The 16,108-nt window shown below is 44.2% G+C and carries 16 protein-coding genes; 4 read left to right on the top strand and 12 right to left on the bottom strand.

From position 1 onward, the window contains the following. The 7 genes from JKY90_03095 to JKY90_03065 form a co-directional block, all read right to left on the bottom strand. On the bottom strand, positions 1-440 hold a 440-nt coding region (locus JKY90_03095), incomplete at its 3' end, for a hypothetical protein (GenBank protein MBL4851254.1). Between the two features lie 102 nt (positions 441-542). Further along, positions 543-827, bottom strand: a complete 285-nt coding sequence (locus tag JKY90_03090) for a hypothetical protein (GenBank protein ID MBL4851253.1) — start codon at positions 825-827, stop codon at positions 543-545. 94 nt (positions 828-921) lie between these two features. Continuing rightward, positions 922-1,845 carry a DMT family transporter gene (locus JKY90_03085; GenBank protein ID MBL4851252.1) on the bottom strand — a complete coding sequence of 308 codons (924 nt, stop codon included), beginning with the start codon at positions 1,843-1,845 and terminating at the stop codon, positions 922-924. A 282-nt stretch (positions 1,846-2,127) separates the two neighbouring features. Next, on the bottom strand, positions 2,128-3,612 hold the full coding sequence (gene lysS, locus JKY90_03080) for a lysine--tRNA ligase (protein ID MBL4851251.1): 1,485 nt from the start codon (positions 3,610-3,612) through the stop codon (positions 2,128-2,130). Position 3,613: 1 nt separating this feature from the next. Then, positions 3,614-4,712, bottom strand: a protein-coding gene (gene prfB, locus JKY90_03075) for a peptide chain release factor 2 (GenBank protein MBL4851250.1) whose coding sequence is annotated in 2 segments (ribosomal slippage) — positions 3,614-4,636 and positions 4,638-4,712 — 1,098 coding nt in all. Because the reading frame shifts where the segments join, the coding sequence is not laid out codon by codon here. A 45-nt stretch (positions 4,713-4,757) separates the two neighbouring features. Then, positions 4,758-6,509 (bottom strand): single-stranded-DNA-specific exonuclease RecJ, encoded by a 1,752-nt coding sequence (recJ, locus tag JKY90_03070; protein ID MBL4851249.1) that lies wholly within the window; start codon positions 6,507-6,509, stop codon positions 4,758-4,760. 14 nt (positions 6,510-6,523) lie between these two features. Next, on the bottom strand, positions 6,524-7,576 hold the full coding sequence (locus JKY90_03065) for a hypothetical protein (protein MBL4851248.1): 1,053 nt from the start codon (positions 7,574-7,576) through the stop codon (positions 6,524-6,526). Between the two features lie 163 nt (positions 7,577-7,739). Between JKY90_03065 and apaG the strand changes: the two genes are divergently transcribed. Together apaG and JKY90_03055 are read left to right on the top strand one after the other, a co-directional pair. Next, the gene (gene apaG / locus JKY90_03060; protein ID MBL4851247.1) at positions 7,740-8,129 is read left to right on the top strand and encodes a Co2+/Mg2+ efflux protein ApaG; all 390 of its coding nucleotides are present in this window, start codon (positions 7,740-7,742) and stop codon (positions 8,127-8,129) included. A gap of 248 nt (positions 8,130-8,377) precedes the next feature. Further along, complete coding sequence (locus JKY90_03055) at positions 8,378-10,174, top strand: GGDEF domain-containing protein (protein ID MBL4851246.1); 1,797 nt, start codon at positions 8,378-8,380, stop codon at positions 10,172-10,174. Positions 10,175-10,311: 137 nt separating this feature from the next. On the opposite strand, the gene JKY90_03050 is transcribed toward JKY90_03055, so the two are convergent. Beyond that, the gene (locus JKY90_03050) at positions 10,312-10,548 is read right to left on the bottom strand and encodes a hypothetical protein (protein ID MBL4851245.1); all 237 of its coding nucleotides are present in this window, start codon (positions 10,546-10,548) and stop codon (positions 10,312-10,314) included. Positions 10,549-10,609: 61 nt separating this feature from the next. On the opposite strand from JKY90_03050, the gene JKY90_03045 reads away from it, so the two are divergent. Continuing rightward, on the top strand, positions 10,610-11,158 hold the full coding sequence (locus JKY90_03045; protein MBL4851244.1) for a hypothetical protein: 549 nt from the start codon (positions 10,610-10,612) through the stop codon (positions 11,156-11,158). Positions 11,159-11,393: 235 nt separating this feature from the next. Here JKY90_03045 and JKY90_03040 read toward each other — a convergent pair whose 3' ends face one another. From JKY90_03040 to JKY90_03025, 4 genes are all read right to left on the bottom strand, one after another. Then, positions 11,394-11,999: an extracellular solute-binding protein gene (locus JKY90_03040; GenBank protein ID MBL4851243.1), complete on the bottom strand. Its 606-nt coding sequence runs from the start codon at positions 11,997-11,999 to the stop codon at positions 11,394-11,396. A gap of 367 nt (positions 12,000-12,366) precedes the next feature. After that, positions 12,367-12,519 (bottom strand): hypothetical protein, encoded by a 153-nt coding sequence (locus JKY90_03035; GenBank protein ID MBL4851242.1) that lies wholly within the window; start codon positions 12,517-12,519, stop codon positions 12,367-12,369. A gap of 61 nt (positions 12,520-12,580) precedes the next feature. Next, positions 12,581-13,897 (bottom strand): hypothetical protein, encoded by a 1,317-nt coding sequence (locus tag JKY90_03030; GenBank protein MBL4851241.1) that lies wholly within the window; start codon positions 13,895-13,897, stop codon positions 12,581-12,583. 209 nt (positions 13,898-14,106) lie between these two features. Next, positions 14,107-14,508 (bottom strand): DUF4332 domain-containing protein, encoded by a 402-nt coding sequence (locus JKY90_03025; GenBank protein MBL4851240.1) that lies wholly within the window; start codon positions 14,506-14,508, stop codon positions 14,107-14,109. Between the two features lie 243 nt (positions 14,509-14,751). On the opposite strand from JKY90_03025, the gene JKY90_03020 reads away from it, so the two are divergent. Then, positions 14,752-16,108, top strand: a 1,357-nt coding sequence (locus tag JKY90_03020; GenBank protein ID MBL4851239.1) for a DUF853 family protein, incomplete at its 3' end; no start/stop codon positions are given.

Here is a 16,108-nt window from a genome sequence, read left to right as displayed (position 1 = left end):
TGGTTGATGACTCCTTGAGATTTTGATTTATCGTAATAATCAACATCAGCTCCCAATTCAATGAGCAACCGCAGTGCTTCAATATTGTTTTCAATCGTCACAACTAAAACGGCCGAACGCCCACGACTATCGACAACGTCAATACTCCCGCCCTCATGTATTATTTGCTGAAGTTGTTTTTTGTCTCCATTTATTGCAGAAGATAGCACCTGATTAAAGGGGTCACTTATTTGATCCATTGCCTGGATATTACATGATACGCTGAGCAAGATGAGCAAACAAAATTTTCTCGAAGTCAGACAAAACTGTATGACTAAAGGGCCTAAAAAAACAACAATAAAATTTCGCACTAAATTTGGCTTTACCTTTCTTACTTTTGCTATGTAGTAGCAAACAATTGCACTGATTATCCAAATAATCGCTGGCACATATGTAGCCATATTAGTTTCTCCACATGCGAAATTAGATTTTTTGAATGACACATAGCGTCGCAAATCATCGACCTCGTAAGTGCTTAAATTACCAGACACCTTTCGAAGTCTTTAACCGCGTTTGTCATGGTGCGCTTTGATAATGAATTCACCTTTTTCTATAGCCTTAAAGGGCTCTGACCCCTTAAATTCTCCGCCTTGAGAGGTAGTTGCAACTCGTGCTGAGTTCCCTGATGGCAGCAGGGCCTTTAATTCAACATCATTAAGGTTATTACACTTCTTTGGTGGAATATGGTCTCGGGACAATTCTCCATAAACACCACAAATCACGCAATGCCCTTTGCCTTGCCCTCGGTTTAATACCCTCTGTCCGAGATTATTAGAAAAATTACCCATGGCTCCGCCCTAAATCTAACGCCTTGCTAAGCGGCGCGCGTTAGCGCGTCCAGTGGAGGCCGTTTTTTGGCCGGAACGATGCTTGAGTAACTTGTTAGATACTATGTTTGGATTTAAAGGTTAACAACACAACCCCTGTTATTACAAAAAATACACCTATAGCATGATAAAAACCAAATGGCTCATTTAAAATTAACACTGCAAGACCGATTGTGATAACAGGACCTAAAGTACCAACTATACCCGTTTGAGCTGCACCAATCTTTAAAATAGCTTCGCTAATCATAAAGCTGGGTATCACTGTACTAATAACGGCAAGCAGCGTAACCCACACCCAAGCAGAATTACTGATTTCCAATGAATTGAACTCAAAAAATATACCATAGAATACAAGCACAAAAACACTCGACACACTCATTGCCAGCGCAGTAAACCAAAGACTACCTATTGCATGAATGACATTTTTACTAAACAAGACATAAAAGGAATAACTCAAGGCTGATAAAAGAACAAACATCACACCCTCAGTTGTTTTTGATGACAGCAATTGCTCACCACCTAATTCTTGGCTAAATATCACCCATAAACCAAAATACGTAAGCAACAGACTAACTATTATTTTTTTATTTAGCGGTGTTTTAAAAAATATTGCACCCAATACCGCAACAAAAATTGGGTAGGTAAATAAGGTCAACCGCTCTAAACTAGCCGTAATACTTTCCAACCCTTTAAGGTCTAGCCATGAAGCTAAAAAGTAACCAATAAAGCCGAGGAACACTATAAATATAAAATTGCTTTTTATGTTAGTAAAAGGCACATCTTTCGACTTGCTAAGAAAAAACACAATAACCAAGTAAATTGGTAGTGAAATAGCCATTCTTAGCATTAGAACACTATTTGTATTTAAACCTTCAGCATACGCTAATTTAATAAAAATTGACTTCAGGGAAAATAAAGCAGTGCCTAAAAATGCAAGAAAAAAACCAATTAATATATCCGTTCTTTGAAGCTTCAACATAGCCTGATTTTTATACTTAACAGCATTTACTTTCCATATTCGATTTGAATTTATAGCTCAATTAAAACTACCAAATTGCCCTTGCATGACCTTCTCGACAGTCGAGACTTTCAGCAAAATACGTGGTTAAGCGAGGACTATTTGGGCAACGTTTTTATCGCAAGCCCGCAACCCTAAAGGGCTTCCTTCCTAACGGCCAAGGAGAGTGGAGTAAGTGTAGACAGCACATTATCAGGACGCGTCATAAAAAGAATACTTTTTCCTCATTCGTTCAACCGTGAACTACTCAGGGCGCATATGGGGGAAAAGCAGGACGTCACGGATAGAGGGTGAATCGGTTAATAGCATGACTAAACGATCTATGCCGATGCCTTCGCCTGCGGTCGGTGGCATACCGTATTCTAGGGCTCTAATATAGTCAGCGTCATAATGCATTGCCTCATCATCACCGGCGTCTTTTTCATTGACTTGTTGTTGGAAGCGTTGTGCCTGGTCTTCCGGGTCGTTTAATTCGGAAAAACCATTAGCCAGCTCTCGGCCACCGACAAAAAATTCGAAGCGGTCGGTAACGAAATCATTGATTTCACTGCGACGTGCTAGCGGTGACACTTCGACGGGGTATTCGGTGATGAAGGTGGGTTGTTTTAATTTGGCTTCAACGGTTTTTTCAAAAATTTCGATTTGTAGCTTACCTAGACCATAAGTATCTTTAAACTTTATTTTTAAACGTTGACAGATCGCACGTGCGCTTTCGATGTTTTCAAGTTCATCAGCACTAATATCATCATTAAGTTTTAAAATAGACTCTTTTATGGTCATACGAGTAAAAGGTTTGCTAAATTCGTAGGTGTCACCTTGATATTCTACCGTAGAGGAACCCAATACGGTTTCTGTCAGGCCACGTAACATCTCTTCAGTCAAATCCATGAGATCGTGGTAATCGGCATAGGCCTGATAAAATTCGATCATGGTAAATTCAGGGTTATGTCGTGTCGACAAACCTTCGTTACGGAAGTTGCGATTAATCTCGAAGACCTTTTCCATACCACCGACAACCAGGCGCTTAAGGTATAACTCTGGCGCAATGCGCAAGAACAACTCCATGTCTAAGGCGTTATGGTGCGTCTTAAATGGACGTGCGGTTGCACCACCAGGAATCACTTGCATCATCGGTGTTTCAACTTCGGTAAAGCGTTTGTCGATGAGAAACTGTCGAATATATTGCACGGTTGCGCTACGCACGCGAAATACTTCGCGCGAAGACTCATTCATAATCAGGTCAACATAGCGCTGGCGATAGCGTGTTTCTTGATCCGCCAGGCCGTGAAATTTCTCCGGCAAAGGACGTAATGCCTTGGTAATCAAACGTAACTCGCTGAGCTTAACTGACAGTTCGCCGGTTTTGGTTTTAAATACAGTGCCTTTGCCTGCGAGAATGTCGCCGATATCCCATTTTTTAAAGGCGTCGTAGACACCTTCTGCCAGTGCTTGTTTTTGCACAAAACATTGTATTTGCCCGGTCATATCTTGCAAATGGGCAAAGCTGGCTTTACCCATGACACGTCGCGTCATCATGCGACCGGCAATGGATACTTCGATACCCTTCTCTTCAAGCGCTTCTTTATCTAACTCGCTATAGGCATCAAACAAATCGCCTGCCAAGGCATCACGCTTAAAATCGTTAGGATAGGCCTGGCCTGCTTGGCGCATTTGATTGAGCTTTTCTCTGCGTTGTGCAATTTGTTCATTTTCGTCAAGATCAGACATTTTATAATCCACTTTTGAGACTGGCTTCGATAAAATTATCGAGATCACCATCGAGCACGGCTTGGGTATTGCCCGTTTCAACGCCGGTACGTAAATCTTTGATGCGTGATTGATCTAAAACATAAGAGCGAATCTGGCTACCCCAGCCAATATCTGACTTACTATCTTCTACTACTTTTTGATCGGCATTGCGTTTTTGTATTTCCAATTCATACAACTTTGCTTTGAGCATTTTCATCGCTGTGGCTTTATTTTTATGCTGCGAGCGGTCGTTTTGGCACTGTACCACGGTGTTCGTCGGCAAATGGGTAATACGAATTGCTGACTCAGTTTTATTGATATGCTGGCCACCGGCGCCACTGGCACGATAGGTGTCGATACGCAAATCAGCCGGGTTAATATCAATGTCGATATCATCATCAACTTCGGGTGAAACGAACACCGCAGCAAACGAGGTATGGCGACGATTACCCGAATCAAACGGTGATTTACGCACTAAACGATGGACGCCGGTTTCAGTACGTAACCAGCCAAAGGCATGGTCGCCGGTAAATTGAACTGTCGCTTGTTTGATGCCGGCGACATCACCTGCTGACACTTCTATCAGTTCGGTTTTGAATTCGCGGCGCTCGCCCCAGCGCAGATACATACGTAATAACATCTCGGCCCAATCTTGTGCTTCGGTGCCGCCGGAGCCAGCTTGTATGTCTAAAAAGGCGTTGTTGGGGTCCATTTCACCGGAGAACATGCGGCGAAATTCAAGTTTGGCCAGGCGCTCTTCTAATTCGTCAAGATCAGTTTCAACGGAGTCAACGGAGTCTTGATCCTCTTCTTCGGCAGCCAGTTCCAGTAATTCCAGGCTGTCATCGAGCACCGAGCCAAGATCGCCCAGAGTGTTGACGACTTGCTCTAGCTGCGAGCGTTCTCGACCCAAGGCCTGTGCTCGCCCGGCATCGTTCCAAATTTCGGGCTGTTCTAATTCGCGGCTGACTTCGACCAATCTCTCTTGCTTTTGCTCATAGTCAAAGATACCCCCTGAGGGAGTGACTACGGTCTTGCATGTCTTTGATACGACGTGTGATGAGGTTGATTTCAATCATTACCAAGCCTTAATAAAAGCGCGCATTCTACAGTAAACGGTTAGTCTATGGGATCTCAGGGCTAATATGATTAATCAGTAATTGCGCTGTGCATTGACCACGATACTCGTTAACATCCAGCTTATAGGCAGCACGAACACGCTTAACGCCCTCTGGCCAATCTTCATCCGTTGTATTAAAAGCAATTGCTTCAATAGTTGTATCCGCACCAAGGCTGCGCAGTGTCATTTTAAGGTGATTATTGCCCACAATGCGTTTTTGTACGAGCTCAAACCTGCCATCAAATAAAGGCTCAGGAAAATGCTGTCCCCATGGCCCAGCGTGGCGCAAGACCTCGGCAAAATCAAGATTAAGGTCCGACTCATCTAGTTCACCATCGCTATGGATACAGTCTTGCAGGTCTTCATCGCGTAGCAGTTCGCTAACAACTTCGTTAAAACGCAATGAGAATTCTTGGTAATCATCACGCCAGAGGCTCAAACCTGCTGCCATGGCATGGCCACCAAATTTGTTAATTAATTTAGGATAACGCGCTGCAACGGTATCCAAAGCATCACGGATATGCAGACCAGGAATCGAACGTGCTGATCCTTTGAGCTCATCATCAGAGCTATTGGCAAAGGCAATCACCGGACGATGCAGATGTTCACGCACACGTGCCGCAACCAAGCCTACCACGCCTTGATGCCAGTCTTGTTGGTAAACACATACACCATACAATGTACTCACATCGATATCGAAGTTGTCTAAACCGGCGATAGCTTCATCACGCATTTGTGATTCAATATCGCGTCGCTGTTTGTTAAGGTCATCTAATTGTTGTGCAACACGCAAGGCCTGTGATAAATCATCAGACAATAAACATTCAATACCCAGCTTCATATCTTGCAGACGACCTGCTGCGTTCAAACGTGGGCCAACAGCGAAACCGAGATCACTGGTCGATAAGCGTGACGGGTTGCGTCCAGCAATTTGTAGCATGGCGCTGATACCTGCGCTGCAATGTCCTTGACGAATACGGCGCAAACCTTGTTCAACCAAAATGCGATTATTGTAATCAAGCGGCACTACGTCAGCCACGGTGCCAAGCGCGACCAAATCTAACCATTGTGCAAGGTTTGGCACATCAATTTTTTGTGTTGCAAACCATTCCTGTTCTTTAAGTTTTGCGCGCAAGGCCATGAGCACATAAAACATAACACCGACACCTGCTAGATATTTACTAGCAAAAGGATCACCAGCCTGGTTTGGGTTCACTATCGCATTGGCATTAGGCAATTCTTTACCTGGCAAGTGATGATCAGTAATTAATACGTCTATACCGAGTTTGCGCGCCACATGAACACCGTCAACGCTGGAAATGCCGTTATCAACGGTAATAATAAGATCTGGCTGCTGGCGCGCTGCAACAGCGACAATTTCAGGCGTCAGACCATAACCGTATTCAAAGCGATTAGGCACGACATAAGACACTTGTGCAGCGCCCATGGCGCTTAAACCACGTATTGCCACGGCACAACTGGTCGCACCATCGGCATCAAAATCGGCAACAATCAGAATATGTGAGCGTTTTTCTAGGTGCTGGCTTAGCAATTCAACGGCACTGTTGATATTTAATAAACTATGATACGGCAGCAATTTATCTAATGAATATTGCAACTCGTCAGCAGAGTTTAAAGCGCGCGCAGAAAATATTTTTGCCAAGATAGGATGCAACGATTTAGGTAGCTGTAATTGGTTATCTATTTTACGCTGGACGATTTTTTTTTGCCCGATAAATTCATTGCTGCTTGCCATTACATCAGCAATGCTCATGATTTTTTTGCCATATAATCAGCGAAACTTTGTTTTTTTCGCAAGCCATCAATAAACTTGGCCAAGCCACGTTTACTCGCTATACGGTAACAATGACCGTTAATTGGGTACAGTTGTATTGTTTTAATAGCGCCATCATTAAAGGCGTCGACAATGGGTGCCACGATAGTATCGTGGAATGTCTGTAGCGCTTGATACCAATGATCCAGGTCTTCTCTTGCCGCGGATTCAACTAAACTCGTGTCGACAATAAGCTGACAATCACTGTTGTAATCAACCACGCTGTCGCCAGCAGCAACTGAGCGCCACTTGATACCGGCCTGGTCTGCCAGTGCACACACCATTGCATTATCACTATACAGGCTACTCCAATTTGTTTTGTTTAGCGTCACTGCGTCACCTACCCCAGCAAACCAAAGACTATTGATCGCTTTTAAACCCCTTGCCTGACGTTTGCTGTTAAGCGGACTTTGATGTAACTGCATTTGCACTTCATTAATCAAGCTACGCCAGAACATGCCCTTGTCGCCAGCAGGCATATAGTCGTGAATATCTTGACCCAGCACGTCACTCAACTCACTAAACGTCGCCTGCGGTGGGTGTGCTAAACACAGTAGCCAAGTTTCTGCTGAGACGCTATGTATAGCGATATTGTGAGCGACAAAAATGGTTGATAACTCGGCTAACCATTGTTCAACTTCATCAGCTTCAATATCGAGTCCATCCTGGCCATACATTAACAATCTACCTGAATCAGCTTGCAGGTGGACAGGGTATGCCATGAGATAGCGCGCTGCATTAGTCACAGCGAAATGGTCTTTACCCAGTAAATAGGCTAGTGATGCGGTCACACCTAATTTGATCTGGTCATTCCTGGGGCCTCCCAGGAGATGAATTAATTGTTGGTCAAACTGCATCGCGGCTGGTATAGATTCAACCACCTTCGCAAATAATCGATCCAGTGCTGGCAGGTCTTGACCCTGCATTGCAGCAGAAAATACAGGCTTAGCCAATAAACCCGGCACCAGCAAAGATAAACTCGATAACAATTCGATTCCCCGTCATACGGTATTCATTGTAATGGGTAGCGATTATAGCTGACGGCGCCTTCGACAAACATGACATCACGCTAAACAAATTAACACTGCTATGCTGTTATAATAATGGCTTCCTAAAGGGGTTTAAGAAATTCAAAAAAGCTATGAAACAACCATGACTCATTCAGAAACACGCACAGAAAATATTCTTGTTAGTGTGCAGTCACAGTACATCGCAGAGCGCTCACAACCCGAACATTACCAATGGTTTTTCACCTACACCATACGCATTACTAACGAGGGTGATGTTGGCGTGCAGCTTATCAGTCGCCACTGGATCATTACCGACGGTAACGGCCAAGTTCAAGAAGTACGTGGTGCTGGCGTTGTCGGTGAACAGCCTTCGCTCGAGCCTGGCGACCATTTTGAATACACCTCAATCTGCCCACTTGAAACGGAGTTTGGCACGATGCAAGGGAGTTACCAGATGATCGACACTGATGGCAAGGCATTTGACGCCGATATTGCACCATTTTCCTTCAGTGTGCCTAATATTGTTAATTAAGCCTAGGAGCCTGTTAGCACACAAACACCTGCGGCGATAAGCTCTAGCGCTCCGTCCAGTTAATAATTGACGGATGCCCGCACCCCTCCAAAGCCGCACACGCGACATCGATCAACGATAGCACTCAAGTTCTAACGCTTCAAGACGTTAACTATTCTGTAAGATCACATTAAAAACGTACAAAAATGGTGGCGCAACTATTAGTACATACCACTCCTTAATAAGGAAATTAAGTTTCTAGTAACGCTATGTCACATCCCTCAGCAAAAAAAAATACCAGTCCTGACGACTGGAAATCCAAATATAGTCATATTGTTAATGAACTCACCTGCAAGGAACGTGAGTGGGAGAAAGTCGAAGAGTTACTGCGTCGCACTATACGTCGCTTAACCATTGCCGCCACTGGCATTCACCCAGTGCTTGATAAGCGCCTTACCGATTTACGTAAAACCACGGGGCAGCATCTTGAGTTTGATGTATTGCAGCAGGCCAGCGATAGTATGCTAGAGACGCTACGTGGGCTTAGAAATGAGCCTCATCAAAACCAAATGACGCCAACCAACGTGCTCATGAAGCTGACTGATCAGCTACAGAGTGTCGATAGTATTCGCCAAGATGCTCTCAAACTTAAATCACGCTTACAAAACGAGCCGAATCAGGACGAGTTACTAGAGATTATTTCTCAATTTGCCGACTTAGTTAGCAAACCATCTGCTCAATCGAGTCAGCCAAGTTCAAATAAAAACGACACAACGGACACAGAAAGTACAGCTCCAATCAGCGAAAAAAATCTAATTAACACGTTTATCGGTAACCTTGATTTCCCTGAAATATCACACACCGAACTAAAATCTATCCAAGTACGCTCCGTTGAAGCTGGCTCCGAAATTCTCAAAGAGCTAGCCATCGAGCTGACTACTCTACTCAATAACGCTGGCGCGCAACTTGAGGAGCAGATTCAGCCTGACACCAATAAAACCTACAAGGCTGCCGATGCCATTTTATTGCTGACGGAGTTCCTCAGTTTTCCGAAATCACTAAATAAAAAAGTCGATAATATTAGAGTACAGCTTGAAAAAACGCTGTCGGAAGAGGAATGGCCACCTTTACTCAAAGCGCTAGCTGATCTTATCGAGCGAGCTCGCTACCAAGTAGAAGAGCAAAAATATGAATTAGAAAACTTCCTCTCAGAGCTGACTAACCGTGTTGAATTGATGAGCACGAATGTCTCTGGCCTGTCTGAAGTGCGCGCCAAGGGAAAAGCATATAGTGACGTGATGGGGAAAAATATCGTCGCTAGCGTTACCGACATTCATCAATCTATTTCGTCTCATGACGACATCAAACAGCTACGCGAATCCGTGTTTGGACAACTTGACGGCTTACGAGAGCACGTCAGCAAACATCAACAACAACAACAAGAGTGCCATTTACAAGCTCAACAATTCATCGGTGATCTCACTAACAAGCTGACATCAATGGAAGGCGAAACCAAACTACTGCGTGCACAAGTCAAAGAGCAACGCACCCAAGCGACTACCGACCCGCTCACTAAGATATTTAACCGACTTGCATTTGACGAACGAATGGCCATCGAATTTGCGCGCTGGAAACGTGATAAACAACCACTTAGCTTAGTGATATGGGATGCCGATCACTTTAAACACATCAATGATACCTTCGGCCACCTTGCTGGCGACAACATTCTTTGCTTAATCGCTGATACCTTGCGTAAAAACTCGCGTGAGTCAGATCTTGTCGCACGCTACGGCGGCGAAGAATTTGTTGTCATACTCCCTAGTGCCAATGGCGAAGCAGCATTAGCGATTGCTGAAACTATTCGTAAGCAAATTGAGTGCAGCAACTATAATTATGAGGGTCAAACAGTTCCCGTGACACTTTCTGCCGGAATTGCTGAATTTGAAGAGGGTGACGAACCTAAATTGGTCTTTGCACGAGCAGATGCTGCACTCTATGCTGCAAAACGAAGTGGACGTAATAACTGCAGAGTGGCCGTATCTAGCATTGCAAAAAAATACTGTTAGAACCCGTTACAAACCAATAAAAATCCCTAAAAGCCCGGGATCCGGCGCAATCAAATCACACCCCAAGAGTACTTCCTTGTAGTTCACTATCGTCAACTACTCAGGGCGCTTTCATGCGATAATTCGCCGTCTTATGGTTAGACCCTTTCATACTTATACTGAATCATTTGATGGCTCGAATCAACCCACTCGGCAAGGCGCGCAACGCCGCGCGATCTGGTTGATCGGGCAAGTTTCGCAACGCAGCCGATGGGTTGACTCGGGCCACCGAAGGCCGGTTTTTCGCGCTCTCTGGGCTGCGTTATGGCTTTCTTGTGGTCAACCAGACCACGGCGAAAACCATGCCTTGCCAGAAAACGCGAAAAACCGGTCAAATGGTTCAGTATAAGTATGAAAGGGTCTAAAAAATCAAGACGTAGAATCAAACGCTGGATAATGCAGCAATTCGATCGCGAATTCGATCTGGCTCGCCTCGATTTTAGTAAGCGTATGGCCCCGGCACGACATAAACCTAAACTCACTGGCGTTATTGTCGCGGCGGCAGTGTATGGCGTTTTACTGCTGCTTGGTAATATCGGTGTCAGTAATAATGCCATTGATCAAACAACGCTTGCCAAGATGAGTTGGGTGATCATGGTACCAAGCTCTGCTATTGGTATCTTCGTTTACATGCTGATCAGTAATCGACGCCAGTATGATGTAATCCAAGACATGAAAGCCTATATTGCCTTGATAGAGAAAGACAGCGGGCTATTTTGGCGCTTTCAACCCATCGTCGAATTATTGTTACCTGATAACGGCCTGGCAGCACAAATGGTTGCAGGCTCGCGTGCTCGCGATATGCAACAACTCCACCCGGAAGACTACGGTATTAGCGTGCACAAGCTTTATGATGCCCTGAGTAATACCGGCAATCGGGAAATACCCGAATCGATTGAAAAAGCACTCATCGATAATTTCGCTGATAAAAACCGCTCTGCATAAGAATACTTAAGCACAACAACGACCTTAGTATGTAATGGCATAGTGAAATTGGCCACCCATTACATTCACCAAACAAATAATATGGTTCGACTAAGCCACCTATTTAGCCTTGCTATCGATTGGCGTAAAATACTATATTTCTAACTCAAAATGATAAATCCAACCAATTTATCCACTATAGATAAAGCAGCTTACAAAAAGCTCCAATAATTTGAAACAAATAACATTCGTCGATTTACTGCATAGCAGAATAAGTCACTGGCTGAGTATAGCCGCTTGCTACTGCAGAGCGTTGCTGCTTGGGGTGCAGTAAATAATGAATAAAGGCCATCGTTGCAACCTTATCTTCAGCCTGGTCTTCAGCCTGATTAAACACAGCCCAAAATAATTCTTGATCCGGTTTATCCACTGCGGGAACACCATAGATATGCGTACCAATATGGCCTTTCTCAAGCAGATCAGGCAATAAATCTTGCCATAAGCGTTGCGACATCATTTTGTCGAGTGGTTGCAGCAAACCATCTTCGGCAAAGACTCTCAGTTGATTCAAATTTAGACAAATCATTGTTGGCAGCTGCTTGTCTTGTTGCGCTTTTTTTAGCACAGCGGAATAGTTGACGGGATCAATTAAGGTGAGTTGTACTTGAATATTACCTTGATTGTCATTAAAGGCATTCACTTGCTCAAGCATTAGCGCATTGGCCTTTAACGACTGCATGGGCAACCAAACCGTAATAGCCATGCGATCAACCTTGTCGCTGACAGCATTACCATCACCGGTCCAGTTAGAACACGCAGTGAGGCAAACCAACAAAGTAAAAGTAAGTAAATAACGATACATTTATAACCCAAGTTTCAACGCAGTATAATGAGTGCTATTCTGGCTGAAAATAAGACTGAGGTAAAATCTAGGAAACCTCTGATCTATTTATGAACTCGACTCTTATACCTGAAATATCTAGCTTCTGCGTTACGAATCTTGCCAATAGGCTCACTATTGGATGCGCCCCCAGGAAGTGTACCCCTCAAGGGGGTATTGAAACGAACCCTTGGGGTACGGTTCTCGCCTTGAATTTGCCCTTTATATTATAGGGCTCAGGCACAATCTACTTCGCCCAGAATAAATCAGGGGCTCCCTCGGATTTAGGCAGGCAATGCGTTGATACGCTTTATAGCAACGCAAGACACAAGTGATAGCTGAAATAGCCTTAGCTACAGTGAGTCATTCTCACTATCACAGGACGACCAAGCAGCTCCTGATCACGCTGATAACGACGGTGCGCCAGTATTAACGGTGACACGATAAGGTACAAAACCGTTACTACAGCCATACACATTGAAACCTCGAAAATCGTCATCATTCCATCTCCTTTTGTCATGCTTAAGAAAAGTATCGACAACAATCGTAAAAACTACACAGGTTTAATGACGTATCTTTGTGACGTAGTTGTCAAAATCAAACTTTGGGCTATGGGGTTGTGTATGACATTGCGCACACATCTGCTCTGGCTGCCAATTATGATGCCCCAAGGGGGCTTGACCAAATGATTCCGCATGCGCCCGCCCCCCACCGTGACAGGATTCGCACTGCACGTTTTTTAAGTGCTTGGTGCTGTCAACATCAATAAAGCCACCTTTTTCATCAAAACCGACACTGTGGCAAGCAATACACCCAGGATCAAAGGCCTTATTCACTCTCTCAAGGGTAGCAAACGCTTTGGCGTGGCGCGTTTTCTTATAAATTGCATGTGCTTCAGTATGACAGGCCTGACAGGTTTTTTCACCGACAAAGGGGCTGACTATTCCAGATTTTTGTGCTTTACGCTTGGCAACAACACTGGCTTGATATGCCTCGGCCACCGCATCATTGTAAGCTTGATACCACGCCTCTAAGCGTGCTGCATTTTTTACTATAGGGGGTAGTGAAATAACTTCATGTTGCCAACTGATAACACCCTTACCTGCCACAAACTGAAGATCGATTTTGCCCAGACGTAAGCCACGCGAGCCTGCTTGCAATATTAGCGTTCCGTCAATCAGCTTAGGGTTCGGGTATTCTTCATAGGCCGATTTCACCATAAGCACATCAACATAGTGCAATGGCAACTGCTGTTGTGCTTCTGACAATGAATAAGTCGATGCTAAAACCGTCAGCGCACCGAATTTACGTGCTTGCTTTAGGGCTTCTAATAAGGCACTTTTCGACCTATCGACAACCTCATGGTTACCCTGCATGGCACGGTATGGAGAATTTTCAGGCACTAACCAATTAAAAAATGTTAATGCTTTATCACCACGCTTGATGACCCGTGATACAACAAACTCATCGCTTAGCCAATTACTCACTACCCACGGTATTGTTTCGCTCTTGGCTAATTCAATACCATAACGAATATCAGGCCATTGCACAGCTACTGCGTCATAACCAATCTCAGCATAACCATCAAAGATAAATTTAGACTTTAGCCGCTCTTCTAGCAAACCATTATTAATAAGGCCACCGGCAGACACAGCAAAAATCTCAGGGTTTTCAGCACGTAATTCATCCAGCTTTTGCGCCCGCCGCAGTATGCCGCCAGAATTACCTTCTATGCTACAACCACACGGCTCTAGCTCACCATCCAGATTACCGCTATAGACTAAAGAATACTCAATAGCTGCTGCTTGCGTAGGCAGCACACACATAATCGCAAACAACATCAATATGTAGCGCAACAAAGAATATTTTCTGTTTTTCATGCGGGGGGAAATTTATCTTTCGTTGTATTGAGCAGTAGGCTAACGCTTACTTTTTACCCGACTCTGATCGAACCGGCTTATTTCATTAGTTGCTGCATTAAACTCACTGCCAAGCTCGACAAATGTAATGCACGTATAATAAAAAAACAAAGAATTTATTTTAACGTACCTGTCTCGCCCAGCCACAAACGAGACGGTACAATAAAAAATTAATAGCTTATTGCAGGCGCCATTGTCTTGGCTTGAGCCACCCAATCAGCAACCAATTTACCGCTAGGTACGGCGCGAACAAGTTTTTTTTCTGCGTTGACTTCTTGCATTTTCGTCGTCAGATTTTCTGCATTACGATTACGTAATTCTTTAACTGAATCGACACCTGCGGCCTCAAGTAATTCTGAGTACTGTGTTGACACACCTTTAACACGGCACAAATCAGCCAAATTAACCCAGCGCAGTACATGAGAATGACTCAAGCCTGTTTTTGCCTCAAGATTTTTACGGCCCTGAGCTGTTGCACCTACTGAGAGTAATTTTGCGCAGCTACTGATGCCATTATCACGCAAAATCTTACCGTATTTAGGTCCGATACCTTCTATGTCTTCAATTTTCATTGCCACGATAACTCCCCTTGTAATGTTAATTCACTGGAATTTGACCTACCAATAGGCCATCAAAAACCTTGCTCTACTATTGACCAAATAAGCACGGCATTCTGACATTTCAAAAATGAACAAAAACTGAAAATATCTATCGTGCCATGCAATATTCCACCATGCTATTATTATAGCTAATGGCAAGGCATATTATGCTGGCCAATAATAACACGATCAGTAATTTTTATAAGAATCTAACTCATGCAAACAATTCACCCGTTATTTATTGGTCGTGGCGAAGCACCTGTGCATTTGGCGCCTGCTCTTGCCAACCGCCATGGCCTTATCGCCGGCGCCACAGGTACTGGTAAAACAGTCACCTTACAGATTCTTGCTGAAGCATTTTCTGAGATTGGCGTGCCCGTGTTTATGGCTGATGTCAAAGGCGATTTATCGGGCATCAGCCAAGCAGGCGTTAACAAAGACTTTCTTGAAAAACGCGCAAACACTATTCAGTTAGAAAATTATGAGTACAAGGCATTTCCTACTATATTCTGGGATTTATATGGCGAACTAGGGCATCCAATTCGCACCACTATTTCTGAAATGGGCCCCTTGTTATTATCGCGTTTGCTCGATCTCAATGAAACACAAGAAGGTGTACTTAACATCGGCTTTAAAATTGCTGATGATGAAGGTCTATTGCTATTAGACCTTAAAGACTTACGCCAAATGATGATCTACCTCGCCGAAAATTCTGCCACCATTTCGACTGAATACGGCAACGTCAGTAAATCCTCTATCGGTGCAATACAAAGACGTTTATTGGTGCTTGAACAGCAAGACGCAGATATTTTCTTTGGTGAGCCGGCACTAGAACTTAGTGACATGATGCGCACCACCAGTGACGGCAAAGGGTTCATCAACATTCTCTCAGCAGTAAAACTGATCCATAGCCCAAAACTCTTTTCTACTTTCTTACTCTGGTTGTTATCTGAACTATTTGAAGAGCTGCCAGAAATTGGCGACCCCGAAAAACCACGTTTGGTATTTTTCTTTGATGAAGCTCACCTGCTGTTTAATGACGCACCCAAAGCACTTATTCAAAAAATAGAGCAAGTCGTACGTCTCATACGCTCGAAAGGCGTCGGAGTTTATTTTGTTACTCAGAACCCCTTAGATATACCAGACACTGTGCTCGCTCAATTAGGTAACCGCGTGCAACATGCACTACGTGCCTTTACCCCCCGTGATCAAAAGGCTGTACGTGCTATTGCTGAAACATTCCGTCAAAATCCTGCATTTTCAGCGAAAACAGTCATTACCGAACTAGGCGTTGGTGAGGCGCTGGTCTCCACCCTGCAAAAAAAAGGCGTGCCTAGCATTGTCGAGCGCACACTAATACGGCCGCCCTCTTCACGTCTCGGCCCAGCCACCGCTGCCGAACAAAAAGAGGTGATAAAAACCAGCCCCATTCTCGGTAAATATGACAAAGCAATAGACCGTGAATCGGCCTATGAGGTATTAAAAAAACGTGCTGCTCAGGCTGCCGAATATGACGATGTTGAAACCAGAAGTAAGACCAAAAAATCAAAAGCTAAGAAGATCACAAACAAAC

The sequence above is a fragment of the Gammaproteobacteria bacterium genome, from assembly GCA_016765075.1.
In the GTDB taxonomy this organism is placed as follows: domain Bacteria; phylum Pseudomonadota; class Gammaproteobacteria.
Note: the sequence above shows the minus strand (reverse complement) of the source record. Positions and strands in the feature narration are given on the sequence as shown.

Bases quoted from the DNA above. Each gene is read 5' to 3' on its own strand.
- JKY90_03090 (MBL4851253.1), bottom strand. From the start codon at position 827: ATGGGTAATTTTTCTAATAATCTCGGACAGAGGGTATTAAACCGAGGG.
- JKY90_03085 (MBL4851252.1), bottom strand. From the start codon at position 1,845: ATGTTGAAGCTTCAAAGAACGGATATATTAATTGGTTTTTTTCTTGCA.
- lysS (MBL4851251.1), bottom strand. From the start codon at position 3,612: ATGTCTGATCTTGACGAAAATGAACAAATTGCACAACGCAGAGAAAAG.
- recJ (MBL4851249.1), bottom strand. From the start codon at position 6,509: ATGGCAAGCAGCAATGAATTTATCGGGCAAAAAAAAATCGTCCAGCGT.
- apaG (MBL4851247.1), top strand. From the start codon at position 7,740: ATGACTCATTCAGAAACACGCACAGAAAATATTCTTGTTAGTGTGCAG.
- JKY90_03055 (MBL4851246.1), top strand. From the start codon at position 8,378: ATGTCACATCCCTCAGCAAAAAAAAATACCAGTCCTGACGACTGGAAA.
- JKY90_03045 (MBL4851244.1), top strand. From the start codon at position 10,610: ATGCAGCAATTCGATCGCGAATTCGATCTGGCTCGCCTCGATTTTAGT.
- JKY90_03040 (MBL4851243.1), bottom strand. From the start codon at position 11,999: ATGTATCGTTATTTACTTACTTTTACTTTGTTGGTTTGCCTCACTGCG.
- JKY90_03035 (MBL4851242.1), bottom strand. From the start codon at position 12,519: ATGATGACGATTTTCGAGGTTTCAATGTGTATGGCTGTAGTAACGGTT.
- JKY90_03030 (MBL4851241.1), bottom strand. From the start codon at position 13,897: ATGAAAAACAGAAAATATTCTTTGTTGCGCTACATATTGATGTTGTTT.
- JKY90_03025 (MBL4851240.1), bottom strand. From the start codon at position 14,508: ATGAAAATTGAAGACATAGAAGGTATCGGACCTAAATACGGTAAGATT.